The sequence below is a fragment of the Rhizobium lentis genome, from assembly GCF_017352135.1.
In the GTDB taxonomy this organism is placed as follows: Bacteria; Pseudomonadota; Alphaproteobacteria; order Rhizobiales; family Rhizobiaceae; genus Rhizobium; species Rhizobium lentis.
The window spans coordinates 685,172-700,826 of the sequence record NZ_CP071454.1; the positions used below are offsets into that span (position 1 = coordinate 685,172).

At 60.6% G+C, this 15,655-nt stretch carries 14 protein-coding genes and 1 tRNA gene; 7 read left to right on the plus strand and 8 right to left on the minus strand.

All coding sequences use genetic code 11. The features are described from left to right. From mmsB to chvE, 3 genes are all read right to left on the minus strand, one after another. A complete protein-coding gene (gene mmsB, locus J0663_RS03395) occupies window positions 1–1,206 on the minus strand; it encodes a multiple monosaccharide ABC transporter permease (protein ID WP_064705853.1) in 1,206 nt (401 codons plus the stop codon). Beyond that, on the minus strand, window positions 1,203–2,741 hold the full coding sequence (mmsA, locus tag J0663_RS03400) for a multiple monosaccharide ABC transporter ATP-binding protein (protein ID WP_207243066.1): 1,539 nt from the start codon (window positions 2,739–2,741) through the stop codon (window positions 1,203–1,205). Before mmsA ends, mmsB begins: the two co-directional genes overlap by 4 nt. 96 nt (window positions 2,742–2,837) lie before the next feature. Further along, the gene (chvE, locus tag J0663_RS03405) at window positions 2,838–3,902 is read right to left on the minus strand and encodes a multiple monosaccharide ABC transporter substrate-binding protein (RefSeq protein ID WP_207243067.1); all 1,065 of its coding nucleotides are present in this window, start codon (window positions 3,900–3,902) and stop codon (window positions 2,838–2,840) included. Window positions 3,903–4,172: 270 nt separating this feature from the next. Here chvE and J0663_RS03410 point away from each other — a divergent pair, with 270 nt between their 5' ends. After that, window positions 4,173–5,180, plus strand: a complete 1,008-nt coding sequence (locus J0663_RS03410) for a LysR family transcriptional regulator (protein WP_207243068.1) — start codon at window positions 4,173–4,175, stop codon at window positions 5,178–5,180. A 113-nt stretch (window positions 5,181–5,293) separates the two neighbouring features. Next, a complete protein-coding gene (locus J0663_RS03415; RefSeq protein WP_207243069.1) occupies window positions 5,294–5,755 on the plus strand; it encodes a hypothetical protein in 462 nt (153 codons plus the stop codon). Window positions 5,756–5,858: 103 nt separating this feature from the next. On the opposite strand, the gene J0663_RS03420 is transcribed toward J0663_RS03415, so the two are convergent. Continuing rightward, complete coding sequence (locus J0663_RS03420) at window positions 5,859–6,143, minus strand: hypothetical protein (RefSeq protein ID WP_207243070.1); 285 nt, start codon at window positions 6,141–6,143, stop codon at window positions 5,859–5,861. Between the two features lie 276 nt (window positions 6,144–6,419). On the opposite strand from J0663_RS03420, the gene iolG reads away from it, so the two are divergent. Continuing rightward, window positions 6,420–7,412, plus strand: coding sequence for an inositol 2-dehydrogenase (gene iolG / locus J0663_RS03425; RefSeq protein ID WP_207243071.1), 993 nt, complete (start codon window positions 6,420–6,422; stop codon window positions 7,410–7,412). A 373-nt stretch (window positions 7,413–7,785) separates the two neighbouring features. Here iolG and J0663_RS03430 read toward each other — a convergent pair whose 3' ends face one another. Then, window positions 7,786–9,009, minus strand: a complete 1,224-nt coding sequence (locus J0663_RS03430; protein ID WP_207243072.1) for an ROK family transcriptional regulator — start codon at window positions 9,007–9,009, stop codon at window positions 7,786–7,788. 226 nt (window positions 9,010–9,235) lie between these two features. Here J0663_RS03430 and xylF point away from each other — a divergent pair, with 226 nt between their 5' ends. From xylF to J0663_RS03450, 4 genes are all read left to right on the plus strand, one after another. Next, the gene (xylF, locus tag J0663_RS03435; protein ID WP_047611471.1) at window positions 9,236–10,276 is read left to right on the plus strand and encodes a D-xylose ABC transporter substrate-binding protein; all 1,041 of its coding nucleotides are present in this window, start codon (window positions 9,236–9,238) and stop codon (window positions 10,274–10,276) included. A gap of 263 nt (window positions 10,277–10,539) precedes the next feature. Continuing rightward, on the plus strand, window positions 10,540–11,853 hold the full coding sequence (locus tag J0663_RS03440) for a sugar ABC transporter permease (RefSeq protein ID WP_207243073.1): 1,314 nt from the start codon (window positions 10,540–10,542) through the stop codon (window positions 11,851–11,853). A 13-nt stretch (window positions 11,854–11,866) separates the two neighbouring features. After that, on the plus strand, window positions 11,867–12,649 hold the full coding sequence (locus J0663_RS03445; protein ID WP_088672941.1) for an ATP-binding cassette domain-containing protein: 783 nt from the start codon (window positions 11,867–11,869) through the stop codon (window positions 12,647–12,649). A gap of 205 nt (window positions 12,650–12,854) precedes the next feature. Beyond that, window positions 12,855–12,931, plus strand: a tRNA-Arg gene (locus tag J0663_RS03450). A gap of 38 nt (window positions 12,932–12,969) precedes the next feature. Here J0663_RS03450 and J0663_RS03455 read toward each other — a convergent pair. The 3 genes from J0663_RS03455 to J0663_RS03465 all read right to left on the minus strand — a co-directional run bounded on the left by J0663_RS03455 (window position 12,970) and on the right by J0663_RS03465 (window position 15,629). Further along, window positions 12,970–14,157 (minus strand): integrase core domain-containing protein, encoded by a 1,188-nt coding sequence (locus J0663_RS03455; RefSeq protein ID WP_425504991.1) that lies wholly within the window; start codon window positions 14,155–14,157, stop codon window positions 12,970–12,972. Window positions 14,158–14,539: 382 nt separating this feature from the next. After that, window positions 14,540–15,010 carry a GNAT family N-acetyltransferase gene (locus J0663_RS03460; protein ID WP_080865939.1) on the minus strand — a complete coding sequence of 157 codons (471 nt, stop codon included), beginning with the start codon at window positions 15,008–15,010 and terminating at the stop codon, window positions 14,540–14,542. Between the two features lie 97 nt (window positions 15,011–15,107). Then, complete coding sequence (locus J0663_RS03465; RefSeq protein ID WP_207243075.1) at window positions 15,108–15,629, minus strand: MarR family winged helix-turn-helix transcriptional regulator; 522 nt, start codon at window positions 15,627–15,629, stop codon at window positions 15,108–15,110. Window positions 15,630–15,655: the final 26 nt, after the last annotated feature.

A 15,655-nucleotide genomic window follows, 5' to 3' on the forward strand; every position in this document is an offset into this window, starting at 1 on the left:
TCAGCCCTTGTTCTTGTTGTAAACGTCGAAGAACACGGCCGCGAGAAGCACCGCACCCTTCACCATCTGCTGGAAGTCGATGCCGAGGCCGACGATCGACATGCCGTTGTTCATGACGCCCATGATGAATGCGCCGATGACCGCGCCGGTGATCTTGCCGACGCCGCCCGATGCCGAGGCACCGCCGATGAAGCAGGCCGCGATCACGTCAAGCTCGAAGCCGACGCCGGCTTTCGGCGTTGCCGAGTTCAGGCGGAGTGCGACGATCATCCCGGCAAGGCCTGCAAGCACGCCCATGTTGACGAAGGTGTAGAAACTGAGGCGCTGCGTGTTGATGCCCGAAAGCTTGGTCGCCTTTTCGTTGCCGCCCATGGCGTAGATGCGGCGGCCGACCGTCGTGCGCTTGGTGACGAAGGCGTAGATCGCGATCAGCACCAGCATGACGACGAGAACGTTCGGCAGGCCCCTGTAGCTGGACAATTGATAGCCGAGCCACAGAATGGCGAGCGAAACGACCAGGTTCTGGCCAATGAAGAAGCCCAGCGGCTCGACATCGATGCCATGGCTTTCGTTCACCTTGCGGCGGCGCCAGGCGAGGTAGAAGAGGATGACCGGCAGGATCACCGTCAGGATCAGCGAGGTCGACTGCACGGGCGCGCCGAAGATGTTGATCATGTCGCCCGGCAGGAAGCCAGTGCTGATGACTTGGAATTCCTTCGGGAACGGGCCGATGTTCTTGCCGGCCAGCACCGTCAGCGTCAGCCCGCGGAAGATCAGCATGCCGGCGAGCGTCACGATGAAGGACGGGATGCGGTGATAGGCGATGAAATAGCCCTGCGCAGCGCCGATAATGCCGCCGACGATCAGACAAATCAGGCCGGCGACCCAGAAATTCATGCCCCATGTCACGGTGAAGATTGCCGCGAGCGCGCCGACGAAGGCGACGATCGAACCGACCGACAGGTCGATATGCCCAGCTACGATGACTAGCAGCATGCCGAGCGCCATGATGACGATGAAGGAATTCTGCAGGACGAGGTTCGTCAGGTTGACCGGCTTGAAGAGAATGCCGCCGGTGTAGAACTGGAAGAATACCATGATCGCGACGAGCGCGATGAGCATGCCGTATTCACGAATGTTGCCGCGGATGTAGTCGGCAACGGAAACGACGTTGCTTTCCTCGGTTGTCGGGTTGACCGGAGTCATTGTTTCTTCTCCCCTGAGCGCATGATAGCGCGCATGATGGTTTCCTGGCTTGCTTCTCCCTTCGGCAGTTCGGCGACGATGCGTCCTTCGTTCATCACGTAGATGCGGTCACAAGTGCCGAGCAGTTCGGGCATTTCCGATGAGATCATCAGAACTCCTTTCCCATCGGCGGCAAGCTGGTTGATGATAGTATAAATCTCGTACTTTGCGCCAACGTCGATGCCGCGCGTGGGCTCGTCGAGGATCAAAATCTCGGGATCGGAGAACAGCCACTTCGACAGCACGACCTTTTGCTGGTTACCGCCGGAAAGATTGACCGTTTCCTGGAAGATGCCGTGCGAGCGAATGCGCAGCTTCGACCGGAAATCGGTCGCGACCTTCATCTCCTTGATGTCGTCGATGACGCTGTTGTTCGAAATACCTTCGAGGTTGGCGAGCGTCGTATTGTGCAGGATCGTGTCGTTGAGCACGAGGCCGAGTTGTTTGCGGTCTTCGGTGACGTAGGCAAGACCCGCATCGATCGCCTTGCGCACGGTGCTGACGTCGACCGGCTTGCCCTCGACGAAAACCTCGCCGCTGATCTTGTGCCCGTATGACTTGCCGAAGACGCTCATGGCGAATTCGGTGCGGCCCGCACCCATCAGACCGGCGATACCGACGACCTCGCCCTTGCGGACATTGACATTGATGTCATGCAGCACTTGGCGATCGCGGTGATGCTGGTGATAGGCATTCCAGTTCTTGACCTCAAAGATCGTCTCGCCAATCGGCACAGAGCGCGGCGGATAGCGATCGGCGAGGTCGCGGCCCACCATGTTCTTGATGATGATGTCTTCGCTGATCTCGTCCGCGTGACAGTCGAGCGTCTTGACGGTCATGCCATCGCGCAGGACCGTGATCTGGTCGGCGACCTTGCGGATCTCGTTCAGCTTGTGGGAAATGATGATCGAGGTGATGCCCTGATTGCGGAACTCGATCAGCAGATTGAGCAGCGCGTCCGAGTCCTTCTCGTTGAGCGAGGCTGTGGGCTCGTCGAGGATGAGCAGCTTCACACTCTTCGACAGCGCCTTGGCGATCTCTACGAGCTGCTGCTTGCCGACGCCGATGTCGGTCACCAAAGTGTTCGGGGATTCGCGCAGACCGACTTTCTGCAAAAGCTGCTTCGTGCGGTTATACGTCTCTTCCCAACTGATGACTCCGTTCTTGGCATTCTCGTTGCCGAGAAAGATGTTTTCGCCGATCGACAGCAATGGCACAAGCGCCAGTTCCTGGTGGATGATGACGATGCCGATTTCTTCGGAGTCCTTGAGGACCTTAAAATGGCGCGTCTCGCCTTCGTAGACGATTTCGCCTTCATAGCTTCCGGTAGGATAGACGCCTGATAGCACTTTCATCAGGGTCGATTTTCCGGCCCCGTTTTCGCCTACCAATGCGTGAATTTCACCCTTGCGAACCTTGAGGTTCACGTTCTCCAGCGCCTTAACGCCTGGGAACGTCTTGGTGATGCTCCGCATTTCGAGGATTGTGTTGTCCATAGTCAAAGTTCCAGCGCCGGCAGCTTGAAACAGCTGGGGCGATCATAAAATCGAAGGCCGGAACCCGCAAGCAAGGGCTCCGGCCTCCTGTTTAACTTACTTCAGCTGGTCTTCGGTATAGTAACCGCTGTCGATCAGGACCTGCTTGTAGTTGGTCTTGTCGACCGAAACCGGCTTCAGCAGATAGGACGGAACGACCTTGACGCCGTTGTCGTAGGTCTTGGTGTCATTGACCTCAGGCTCCTTGCCGGACATGACGGCATCGACCATGGAAACCGTGACCTTGGCGAGTTCGCGGGTGTCCTTGAAGATCGTCGAGTGCTGCTCGCCAGCGATGATCGACTTGACCGACGGGATTTCAGCGTCCTGGCCGGAAACGACCGGAAGCGGCTGGTCAGCGGAACCGTAGCCGACGCCCTTCAGCGAAGAGATGATGCCGATCGAGAGGCCGTCATAGGGAGACAGGACGGCGTCGACCTTGGCGTCGGTGTAGTTGGCCGAGAGCAGGTTGTCCATGCGGGCCTGGGCGGTTGCCGCATCCCAACGCAGCGTGCCGACCTTGTCCATGCCGGTCTGGCCGGACTTCACGACGAGCTTGCCCGAGTCGATGTAGGGCTGCAGGACGGACATGGCGCCATCATAGAAGAAGAAGGCGTTGTTGTCGTCAGGCGAACCGCCGAAGAGTTCGATATTGAACGGGCCCTTGCCATCCTTGAGGCCGAGGGCATCAACGATCGAGGTCGCCTGGAGAACGCCGACCTGGAAGTTGTCGAAGGTGGCGTAGTAGTCGACGTTGGCCGAATCGCGGATCAGGCGGTCATAAGCGATGACCTTGATGCCGGCATCATGTGCCTTCTGGAGAACGTCGGACAGCGTCGTGCCATCGATCGAAGCGATGACGAGAACCTTGGCACCCTTGGTGACCATGTTTTCGATCTGCGACAGCTGGTTCGGAATGTCGTCGTCAGCATACTGCAGGTCGGTCTTGTAGCCGGCGGCCTCGAGCTGCTTGACGATGTTGTTGCCGTCGTCGATCCAGCGAGCGGAGGACTTCGTCGGCATCGCGATGCCAACAAGCCCCTTGTCCTGCGCCATCGCAGGCATAACGAACGAAGCGACGCCGAAGGCGGCCGCAGCCATCAATGAGATAATGGATTTCATTTCTCTCTCCCTTGTTAATAGATAGCGGACGAAAAATCGCCCGCCCCGAAACTGTGGCAGGTTCCGTATTGGATAGTTACTTCAGATGGTGAGAAACGAAGTAGGTCTCCTCCACGATCTCACACGTGTTGAGTGCCAACCAGCACACGGCGGCAAACTGGTATGGATTCCTATAACTGTCAAATAGAATAACTGGTAATGTGCATAACAATTTTGGTATATCGTTAAAAAGTATTACTTTTGATGGAGCGCAGTGGGGAGGCTGCAACCATGACGATCGTTTCAGAGCCCATTTCGATGGATCACGTTGATATCCACAGCGACAGTTTCGGTGACGACAGCTTTCTGCGTTCGGGACTTAAGCTGAATCACCTGCGCATGATCGTCGCAATCGAAGATAGTGGACAGATTTCCGCTGCCGCGGAAGTACTCAACATCTCCCAGCCCGCCGCATCGCGTATGCTGTCGGAAATGGAGGCGATCACCAAGACGGCGCTCTATGAGCGCGTCGCCCGCGGCGTGGTGCTGACGACCTTCGGCGCGGCCCTTGCGAGACGCGCCCGGAAGATCCTTCTGGAGCTGCGCGAGGCGAGCCGCGAGATCGCCGAATTGAAGAGCGGCAAGGGCGGCTCGGTCTTCATCGGCGCTGTGACTGCGCCGGCCATGAGCCTGGTCGTGCCGGCGATCAACAAGGTGCGCAAGGCCTATCCCGGCATCGAGATCAACATCCAGGTGGAGACGAGCAATGTGCTCGCCCGCGAGTTGCTCGCCGCCCGCCACGACTTCATCATCGGCCGCATTCCCGACGATCTCAATCCGCGCCTGTTCGAGGTCAAGGAGATCGGCATCGAGCGGGCCTGCCTGATCGTGCGCAACCGCCATCCGCTCCTGAAAAGGAAGAAGACGAGCAGCCTTGCCGACGTCAGGGACTACGACTGGGTGTTCCAGCCGCCGGGCACGCTGCTGCGCCGTACGATCGAAGACATCTTCCTGTCTCAGGGCGTGGCGCTGCCGGAAAACATCGTCAACACGTCTTCGCTGCTGCTCACCTGCGCGATCGTCTGCGAAACCGATGCGATCGCCCCTGTCGCCGTCGACGTCGCCCATTTCCTGGCAAGCCAGGGCGCCAAGGCTTCCGACGTGCGCATGCTGCCGATCGATTTCGACATCAACGTCAAGCCCTACAGCCTGATCACGGCGAGAGAACGGGCGCTGCCACCGAGCGCGAGGCTGCTTTACGACATCATCTTGGAGGAGAGCCGGAAGCAGGAGGGCTAGGCGTGGCGCCGACATGCCCGCGATTTTTGGACGACACCATGCTCCAAATATTTGAGCGCAAGCCCGGCGCCACCTTGCGCTCCTTTAAATAGGCGCTTCGAGAGGAAGCACGGATGCTGTTCGGACAGTCGGTATTTCAATCAGTCCTCGAGCGACTGAAGGCGGAGGACGAGACGGAGGAAGAGGCGCGATCGCCGGCCTCTCATCGCGTCGCCGGCCTCGGCACCGGGCTCGCCTTCGATGTCCTGGAGGGCGTCTCAGTCGCTTCGCAGCGCGTCGGCCAGGCCTATTTCGACAATCTCGACGCCGCCGGCGTTGTGGAAAAACCTGCGCCTCCCGCTGCAGCCGAGCCGGTCATGCCGGCACATCTCAACCGCATGGCGCCGCACGAAGTGGCCGCCGAACTGGCGATCTCGGCTGCCGATACACCGCAAACGCTCGGTGAGAAGCGCCGCGCCTTCGCCCGCGCCAACCATCCCGATGGCGTTGCCCTGCCCTTCCGCGACAATGCGACGAAGCGGATGATGATCGCCAATCTCCTGATCGACGAGGCGTTGCAACGAATCGCTCGCTAAAGCATGTCCGCGATCTTTCAGCTTCGCTAGTTACGCTTCAGGCCTTTGTTTTTCCGCATGTCCTTATCGCCAACCGCGGCACATTTTGGAAGACGTGCCCGCATTACCCCGCCGGCCCGTCCTTCGACGGCTTTTCCGCGGATATCTCCGCGGGCTCGTCCTCTTCCTCGGCGTCAGGCCGGACGACCGGCTCTGCCACCTCAGGTTGAGACTTGAAGGTCCAGAACAGCATATAGAAGGCATAGGCGCCGGCCGCAGCGGAAATCACCGCCCAGAACGGATCGCCCCCGACGATCTCGACCGCGGCCCAGCCAAAGCAGACGGCAACGATGGCAATCCGCACCCAGAGGCGCCGATATGCGGGATGATTCGGATCGATGAGTTGCATCTTTGCTCCGCGGTCGCATTTTGTCGCACTGCCCTCGGCCCGTGCCGCGCATGTCTCTAAAGCCTTTCCTGGTGAGATTAAAGCATTCTGTTGGGCGAAAGGCCGGGCATTTGTGCCGGACGAGAGGCTATCGGCTCTGGCGACCATCAAAATCTCTGGTTCGAATCTTGCAAATGTGAAAGATCCGCGGGCTTGACGCCACGCACAGAAGATGGAATGAAAATTCTAGAATTTTAGCAATTCGGTTTATTTGTTCCGAATTCAAGGGAGGTTGCAATGACTGTAAGATTTGGTCTTCTCGGCGCCGGCCGCATCGGCAAGGTTCATGCGAAGGCCGTCAGCGGCGACGCCAATGCGACGCTGGTTGCGGTCGCGGACGCCTTTCCGCAGGCGGCTGATGCCATCGCTTCGGCCTATGGCTGCGAGGTCCGCACCATCGAGACGATCGAGGCGGCGAAGGATATCGACGCCGTCGTCATCTGCACGCCGACGGACACCCATGCCGACCTGATCGAGCGCTTTGCCCGCGCCGGCAAGGCGATCTTCTGCGAAAAGCCGATCGATCTCGACGTCGCCCGCGTCAAGGCCTGCATCAAGGTGGTGGAAGAGACCGGCGCCAAGCTGATGGTCGGCTTCAACCGCCGCTTCGACCCGCATTTCATGGCGGTGCGCAAGGTCATCGACGACGGCAAGATCGGCGATGTTGAAATGGTCACCATCACCTCGCGCGATCCCGGCGCCCCGCCGGTCGATTATATCAAGCGCTCGGGCGGCATCTTCCGCGACATGACCATCCACGATTTCGACATGGCCCGCTTCCTGCTCGGCGAAGAGCCGGTCTCGGTGCTGGCGACCGCCGCGGTGCTGGTCGACAAGGCGATCGGCGAAGCCGGCGATTACGACAGCGTCTCGGTGATCCTGCAGACTGCCTCCGGTAAGCAGGCCGTCATCTCCAACTCCCGCCGCGCCACCTATGGCTACGACCAGCGCATCGAAGTGCATGGCGCCAAGGGTATGGCAACCGCCGAAAACCAGCGCCCGGTATCGATCGAGGTCGCCAACGGCGACGGCTACACCCGCCCGCCGCTGCATGATTTCTTCATGACCCGCTACACCGAAGCCTATGCCAACGAGATCGCAGCCTTCATCGCCGCGATCGAAAAGGGCACCAAGATCTCGCCCTCCGGCGCCGACGGCTTGGCAGCCCTGGCGCTCGCCGACGCCGCGGTGCAATCGGTCAAGGAAGGCAAGCTGATCAAGATCGGCTAACGGTCCTCTCCCGACCGGAAGTCGTGCATGAGATGGCCGGGCATTGCCCGGCCGTTTTGCGCTTGAGCATGACGTATGGATGAGCGAGGGGACATGCCGCAGCCTTTCGATTCCCCTTCGCCCCAGCGGGGAGAAGGTGCCCGCAGGGCGGATGAGGGGGCCGGGGACGCCGGTCTTTCCCAATGTGCTTCGACTGTGCCGGCGCCGTTGCGAAGGGATAGTTATGTGAGGGGATGCCGTGTGGCCCCCTCATCCGACCCTTCGGGCCACCTTCTCCCCGCTGGGGCGAAGGGGATATGCCGCAACCTTTCCATACCTCGCAGCCTCTCGCATGGAGCGTCCCTCTCCCGTTTTTACGGGGGAGGCGGCACCCTCACTCCCCGCCCTGAACCCCCGACAGCACGATGTCCTGGTCGATCACCGAGAGCGCCCGGTTGAGGTGGCCTTCGAAGACGAGGATGGGTTCGTCGGGGACGACGCGGATTTCGGGCATGCCTTCCATGCGCACGACATGCGACTGGCCGAGGCCCTCTTCGATGCCCTGCCGCAGCAGGTCGTAATAGCGGGTGCCGGGGCCGGTGATGGCGATCGGCATGCGTTCGGTCAGGCTGAGCATGCGCGACAGACCGTTGCCGAGCGCGAGCCCCGCCTGGCGAAAGGCGAAGGCGGAGGTACGGTGGCCCTGGCGGGCGCGGACGGCGATCTTGTCCAGTTCGGCGACCGGCACGAATTTGGCCGGGATGGTATCAAGCGGCACTTCGAAAGCGCTGCGCAGGATGGCGTAGAAGCCGGCATAGGCCTCGATGCAGCCGCGGGTGCCGCAGCGACAGAGGCCGCCACCCGCCATATGCAGCATGTGGCCGAAATTCGGCGCCGAAACTTCCTGCCCCGTCGGCCCGCCACCCCGGACGATGCCGAGGCCGATGCTGTGCCCGAGCGACAGCGCCGCGAGCGAACGGAAATCGGCGCCTTTCGCGATCTCCTCACGCGCGCCGAGCGCGGCGGCGACGAGCAGCGTCTCATTGTCGAGGATGACCTTGGCCTGCCAGTCCGACCGCAACGCCGATTCGAAATCGATCTGATCGCTGCCGAAGATCGGCGACCACAGAAGGACCGGTTCTGAGGAATTGACAAGCCCCTTGGAACTGATCGAGATCAGCAGCACCTTTTCCTGCGCAATCCTGGAACGATCGAGAAGCCGTGAAAGCCCGGCGCGCACTCCTTCTACAAAGCGCGCCGCGCCCGAGGGATCCTGCGAACGCTCCTCGCTGAAGCGGTCGATCAGCTTGCCGGCATAATCCACCAGCGAATATTGCACCGCATCCGAGGAGATGACGACGACGATCAGATAGCCGCAATCGCGCCGCTGACGCAAAAGCACGCGCGGCCGGCCGCGGCCGCTGGCCGCCTGCTGCTCCGATTTCTCGATGATCTGGGCTCTTTCCAGATCGGCGGTGATTGCCGAGATGGTGGCCGAGGAAAGGCCGGTGAAATCGGATATTTCGGTATGGGCGAGCGCGCCGTGGCGGCGCAGCACGGACAGCACGAGCACGCTGTTTCTCTGCCGGACCAGCTCCGTGCTCGACTTGGTCAGCATGAATGCCGCCCTCTCCTCCTGCTTGTTCCGCCCGTGGTTTCCACTGCATCTCCGGCCGCCGCAGCGCAAGCGAATTAAGCCGGTAGTGCAGTGTTGACAGTTGAAAAAATCTCTGACAGTAAATTTCTCGACTGTCGAGAAAAAAATCGAAACCCTTTCTCGACAGCTTTCGCGGTGGCCGGAGGAGCATGGGCTGGGCCGGCCGCAACTCACTCGGGAGGACGTTATGAAGTCTATTTTGAAACTGATGGCCGGCGCTGCCATTCTCGTTTCCGTGCATACTGCCGCCATGGCTGCCGATCTCGTCGTCGGCGTTTCCTGGTCGAACTTCCAGGAAGAGCGCTGGAAGACCGACGAAGCCGCGATCAAGAAGGCTTTGGAAGCCAAGGGCGCCAAATATATTTCCGCTGACGCACAGTCCTCAGCCGCCAAGCAGCTGACCGACGTCGAATCGCTGATCTCGCAGGGCGCCAACGCGCTGATCATTCTCGCCCAGGACTCCGACGCAATCGGCCCGGCAATCGAAAAGGCCGCCGCCGAAGGCATTCCAGTCGTCGGTTACGACCGCCTGATCGAAAACCCGGCCGCCTTCTACATCACCTTCGACAACAAGGAAGTAGGCCGCCTGCAGGCCGAGGGCGTCTTCAAGGCCAAGCCGGAAGGCAACTACGTCTTCATCAAGGGCTCGTCCTCCGATCCGAACGCCGACTTCCTGTTCTCAGGCCAGCAGGAAGTGCTGAAGGCCGCAATCGACGCCGGCAAGATCAAGAATGTCGGCGAAGCCTATACCGACGGCTGGCTGCCGGAAAATGCTCAGCGCAACATGGAGCAGTTCCTGACCGCCAACAACAACAAGGTTGACGCCGTTGTTGCTTCGAACGACGGCACGGCCGGCGGCGCAATCGCAGCCCTCGACGCCCAGGGCCTCGCCGGTTCCGTTCCGGTTTCCGGCCAGGACGGCGACAAGGCAGCGCTGAACCGCATCGCGCTCGGCACCCAGACGGTTTCCGTCTGGAAGGACAGCCGCGAACTCGGCAAGCGCGCCGCAGAAATCGCTCTCGACCTCGCCGGCGGCAAGGACATGAGCAAGATCGACGGCGCCCAGGCCTTCAAGGGCGGGCCGAAGGGCGTGGAAATGCAGTCGGTCTTCCTGAAGCCGCTTGCCATCACCAAGGACAATCTGAACGTCGTCATCGACGCCGGCTGGATCTCCAAAGCTGAAGCCTGCCAGGGCGTGAAGGCCGACACGGTTGCCGCCTGCAAGTAAGCAGCTCCTGAACTGAACTGCCGGCGCCGCAGCGGAAATTCCGCTGCGGCGCCGGATGCGGACGGGAATTCCAACGACGAAGTTTTCTCCGCCTCGCCGCACCATCGCGGACTTGCATTCCCTGCCGGAAGGGTATCGCGACGCCACGCGACCGGCTTCCGGAAGCATCGCGATGGTCAGTTGAACACAGACGAATGACGCCATCGGCAGCCTCTCGCACGCCGGCGCACCCGTCCAAACACAAATGGGGGAACGGCAAACCCATGGCCGAAATGGTAAAATCAACGACTTCGAGCGGACCGCGAACGGCGGAAGCCAATCCGGTGGCCCGCTTCTTCCGCGCGACCGAGATCGACACGCGTCTGCTCGGCATGATCGGCGCGCTCGTCATCATCTGGATCGGTTTCCACATCATCACCGGCGGCCTGTTCCTGACCCCGCGCAATCTCTGGAACCTCTCGGTCCAGACGACCGACATCGCGATCATGACGACGGGCATGGTGCTGATCATCGTCACCCGCAATATCGACCTTTCGGTCGGCTCCGTGCTCGGCCTCTGCGGCATGATCATGGGTGTCACGCAGGCGAAGATCCTGCCTGAATATATCGGTTTCGACAGCCCCTTCACCTGGGTGATCACGCTGCTCATCGGCCTTATCGCAGGCGGCCTGATCGGCACTTTCCAGGGCATGATCATCGCCTTTCTGAACGTTCCCTCCTTCATCGTCACGCTCGGCGGCCTGCTCGTCTGGCGCGGCGCCACCTGGCTCGTCACCAGCGGCCAGACGGTTGCACCGATGGACCAGACCTTCCGCATCATGGGCGGAGGCGCGGAGGGCTCGATCGGCGCTACCTGGAGCTGGATCGTCGGCATCGCCGCCTGCCTTTTCGTCATCGCCAGCATCGTCGGCTCGCGACGGCAGCGCCGCCGCTTCGGCTTTCCGCGCCGGCCGATCTGGGCGGAATATTTCCTTGCGACCTTGAGCTGCGTGCTCATCCTCGGCGCCGTCTCAATCGCCAACAGCTATTACTGGCCGGTCAATATCGCCAAGAAATATGCCGAGACCAACAACATCCCCTGGCCGGAGACTGGTCTGGATATCCCCTACGGCATCGCCGTGCCGGTGCTGATCGCCATCGTCGTCGGCATCATCATGACCTTCATCGCCACACGCCTGCGCTTCGGCCGCTATGTCTTCGCGATCGGCGGCAACCCCGAGGCGGCTGAACTCGCCGGCATCAAGACCCGCTGGGTCACCGTGCGCATCTTCGCGCTGATGGGCGTTCTGGCCGCTATCGCAGCCGCGATTTCCACCGCCCGCCTCAACGCCGCGACGAACTCGCAGGGCACACTCGACGAGCTCTACACCATCGCCGCCGCCGTTATCGGCGGGACGTCGCTCGCAGGCGGCACCGGCACGATCGCCGGCGCCATGCTGGGCGCGCTCGTCATGCAATCGCTGCAATCAGGCATGGTGCTCGCGCATGTCGACACACCGCTGCAGAGCGTCGTCGTCGGCACCGTCCTTGTCGTGGCGGTCTGGCTCGACACCGTCTACCGTGCCCGTGCCAAGTGAGAGGAGCCCAGATATGGCTGATCAACGCACTCCCCTCGTGGAACTGAAAAACATCTCGATCTCCTTCGGCGGCATCCACGCCGTGGACAACGCCTCGGTCGATCTCTACCCCGGCGAAGTCGTGGCCCTGCTCGGCCACAACGGCGCAGGCAAATCGACGCTCATCAAGATCCTCTCCGGCGCCTATAAGCGTGACAGCGGCGACATCCTGATCAACGGCGAGCCGGCCGACATCCGCAATCCGCGCGATGCCAAGAAATACGGCATCGAGACGATCTACCAGACGCTCGCCGTCGCCGACAATGTCGACGCCGCCGCCAACCTCTATCTCGGCCGTGAGCTGAAGACCCGCTGGGGCACGCTCGACGACGTGGCGATGGAGGCCTCGGCGCGTGAGGTGATGGGGCGGCTCAACCCCAACTTCAAGCGCTTCAAGGAGCCGGTAAAGGCGCTTTCGGGCGGCCAGCGGCAATCCGTGGCGATCGCCCGCGCCATCCTCTTCAACGCCCGCATCCTGATCATGGACGAGCCGACGGCCGCGCTCGGGCCTCAGGAGACGGCTCAGGTGGGCGAGCTGATCAAGCAGCTGAAGAAGGAAGGCATCGGCATCTTCCTCATCAGCCACGACATCCACGACGTCTTCGACCTTGCCGACCGCGTCTCGGTGATGAAGAACGGCCAGGTGGTGGGCCACGCCCGCACCGAGGACGTGACCAAGGACGAAGTGCTCGGCATGATCATCCTCGGCAAGGTGCCGCCGAAAGCCATCCCCGGCCCCGGCGCCATGCAGATCTGACCCGCCGTCAGATCACCCGCCCACGAAATCCCGCTCCGCCGCCCGCAAGGCCGGCGGAGTTTTTTATGCGTCCTCGAAGACTGAGGGATAAAAATGCCCGCCAAATCGCAAGCATCGGTATTTCCGAGAATTTCGCGATTGAAGCCGACCGCAAGCTAGGCTAAGAACCACCCATCGGACAGGCGATTCAAACCGCCTCAGGCATGCACCCGTAGCTCAGCTGGATAGAGTGTTGGATTCCGATTCCAAAGGTCACAGGTTCGAATCCTGTCGGGTGCGCCAATTTCTGCCGGGTCCATTCTGGACACATAGGTTACGGTTTATTCCTGAGACATAGGTAACACTTTTGCGCCGAAAGGGTTCGGCAGTGGTTCGAGCCTGCATGTCTCGTCATCGAAGTATCCCAGATCGTAATCCATGAAGCTTGCGAGCCAGATATGGTCTTCGACCTGTTTGATTCCGACGGCCTGCCCGGCAAAGACCAGGCTGAGATTGATCTTCTTTCGTTTGTAGCAGATGCGGCCGCATGTCGTGACGGTAACGGTGTGGTCGTGGAACGGATAGTCGAGCTCCGGCAGGCCGCGATAGGGTCGTGATGAAGTGTGGTAGCGCTCTGCCGGGCAAGCCATGTCAAGCGCCTGGTGTGGCCGCTCTGTGTTGAATTCTTCGACGAAGTCGTCAAAGCGGGCCTGTTGCTGCAGGAAATTGGCGCCGGCCGGCTTGGTGGTTTCCAGCTTGAGTGTGAGATGCATGCGTTCGTGGCGGCCGTTCTGCTGCGGATTGCCTGGCTTGATGCGTTCGATTTCGATGCCGAGCCGGAGCCACCAGACCGCCAGTCGCGACAGATTGAACAAGCCGTTGGGACTGGCGAAGGGGACGCCATTGTCGGTTCTGATCGCCCTGGGCAGGCCGAACTCCTTGAAGACGCTCTCGAACACGGTGAAGGCGTAGACTTCCTTCGTCGTGTGCAGCGCTTCGCAAGCCAGGAGATAGCGGCTAGCGAAATCGGTGATCGTCAAGGGATAGCAGTAGCGCTTGTCGGCGAGCATGAACTCGCCCTTGTAATCGGCGCACCACAGGTCGTTGGCTTGGCGGGGTTGGGAGAGCGGTGTGCCCTCAGCCCTGTTGCGCCGTCGCTTGCGGTGCTGGACCAGCCCGTTGCGGTCGAGCACCGCGTGCACGGTCGAGATCGCCGGCGTTTGCACGTCCGGGTAAAGCCGCGCCAGTCGTTCTCTGATCTTCGGTGCGCCCCAGTTCGGCTTCTCCTGCTTGGCACGCACAATCAGCTTCTCGATTTGGAAAGGAAGCTGATTGGCGTGCCGGTAGGGACGCCGAGAGCGATCCGTCAGTCCTTCCAGCCCGCAGGCATTATAGCGGCTGATGATCTTGTGGCCGGTCTTGCGGGAGATGCCGAACTCGCGGCACAGCGCCGCGATCTTCTCGCCATCCAGAACCCCCGCAACGAATTTGAGACGCTCGTCCATACGGTTGCACTCCTGCCAAGGCACCTTCGCTCTCCTCGCAAAGGCCAAAAGTGTAACCCATGTCTCCGGTATGAACTGTCACCCTTCTCTCGGGAAGGACACAGATTGCCCTCTATTGCCGCCGAAACTACACTCAGGTAAAGAGTGGAGAATAGCAGCGGACGAAAAAGGCATAGAAACGTCGGCGTTTGGCGGTTGAAAAGTTCGAATCGCTGCCGGTCGATCGGTCGGGTTTCTTTACCCACCGCAGACATCGGTATGGTTGCTGGAACAGTGCGGGGGCCGAGCGTAGCGTTGTTCACTCGACACTTCGTCGCTTTGTCGACCTACCTGAGCCATGCCAATATTCGAAACACCATCTGTGCACGTCTCTAGCAAACAAGCTCGGATGGGACGAAGCTCGATGCTACAGAGGTTTAACCATCCTCATGGATTCCGCGACAAAGCCCTCGCGAACGTAGAAGTTGATGGCGCGCTTGTTATCGGCAAACACATCCAGGCTTAGAAGCCTGTAACCTTGCCGGCGTGCCCACTCTTGCGCCTCATTGATCAAGCGGCGAGCCGTGCCTGTGCCCTCGGCTTCCTCCACGACGCCAATAATGGCAACGTGGCCGCAAGCCTCATCCGTGACGCCGTCGCGACTTGGCTGCAGATGAACGTACCCGAGCGCTCTATCGTCCGGGGTTGCGGCAATCAGCGTCAGAGAGCCTGGAGCGGTTTCCTCCAAGGTCGACGTCAGGAACCGGGCCTGAAACTCTCTCATCGCATCGAGTGTATGCCATGACGGGCGGGGTACGCTGTAGAGGCGCGGCGCAAGTCCGAACAAAAATGCCTTGTCGGCTGCGTTCGCTTCTCTGATCGTGACGGCATCGGTCAATTCTAAATCCTCTCTATCTGGCAGGCGGAAAACGGTTCAACACTCGATTGACCATCTCATCGACATGTTCTCTGGCTGTCGCATCCGCAGTCGAATTTCAGCGTGTTGACACAGCCTTCAAGCCCGCAAGGAACTTGATGCATAGCGCATTGAACTGTTGTTGTTCGGCTATCGTCAGTCCTGCCAACGTGGTGCGCTCGTTTTCGACATGCTCCGCGAGGATGGCATCAATCAATGAAAGCCCTTTATGCGTGAGCGCCACCAGGGTGCCGCGTCGATCGGAGGGATGGCTTCGGCGCGCGACCAAGCTCTCTCGTTCAAGCCGGTCGATACGAGCCGTCATCCCTCCTGATGAGAGCATTGCGGCTTCATAAAGCTGGGTGGGCGTGAGTTCAAAAGGCGCGCCTGAGCGCCGCAAGGTTGCGAGGACATCGAATTCCCCGGTCTGCAAGCCATGCTCGGCAAAGAACGGGGTGAGGTGCTCGCGCATGATGATCTGCGTGATTTCTCCCAGGCGTCCGAGCAGTTCCATCGGAAACGGATCAATATCCGGGCGCTCCCGCCTCCATTGCGCAGCAGCAGCAGCAGCTCGATCAAACCGGTTGATAGGGTCGCTCATGTCATGTATCTCGATATCAAGAATCT

Coding starts and splice junctions, on each gene's coding strand:
- mmsA (WP_207243066.1), bottom strand. CDS start 2,741: ATGGACAACACAATCCTCGAAATGCGGAGCATCACCAAGACGTTCCCA.
- J0663_RS03445 (WP_088672941.1), top strand. CDS start 11,867: ATGGCTGATCAACGCACTCCCCTCGTGGAACTGAAAAACATCTCGATC.
- chvE (WP_207243067.1), bottom strand. CDS start 3,902: ATGAAATCCATTATCTCATTGATGGCTGCGGCCGCCTTCGGCGTCGCT.
- mmsB (WP_064705853.1), bottom strand. CDS start 1,206: ATGACTCCGGTCAACCCGACAACCGAGGAAAGCAACGTCGTTTCCGTT.
- J0663_RS03420 (WP_207243070.1), bottom strand. CDS start 6,143: ATGCAACTCATCGATCCGAATCATCCCGCATATCGGCGCCTCTGGGTG.
- J0663_RS03415 (WP_207243069.1), top strand. CDS start 5,294: ATGCTGTTCGGACAGTCGGTATTTCAATCAGTCCTCGAGCGACTGAAG.
- J0663_RS03430 (WP_207243072.1), bottom strand. CDS start 9,009: ATGCTGACCAAGTCGAGCACGGAGCTGGTCCGGCAGAGAAACAGCGTG.
- J0663_RS03410 (WP_207243068.1), top strand. CDS start 4,173: ATGACGATCGTTTCAGAGCCCATTTCGATGGATCACGTTGATATCCAC.
- J0663_RS03440 (WP_207243073.1), top strand. CDS start 10,540: ATGGCCGAAATGGTAAAATCAACGACTTCGAGCGGACCGCGAACGGCG.
- J0663_RS03465 (WP_207243075.1), bottom strand. CDS start 15,629: ATGAGCGACCCTATCAACCGGTTTGATCGAGCTGCTGCTGCTGCTGCG.
- xylF (WP_047611471.1), top strand. CDS start 9,236: ATGAAGTCTATTTTGAAACTGATGGCCGGCGCTGCCATTCTCGTTTCC.
- iolG (WP_207243071.1), top strand. CDS start 6,420: ATGACTGTAAGATTTGGTCTTCTCGGCGCCGGCCGCATCGGCAAGGTT.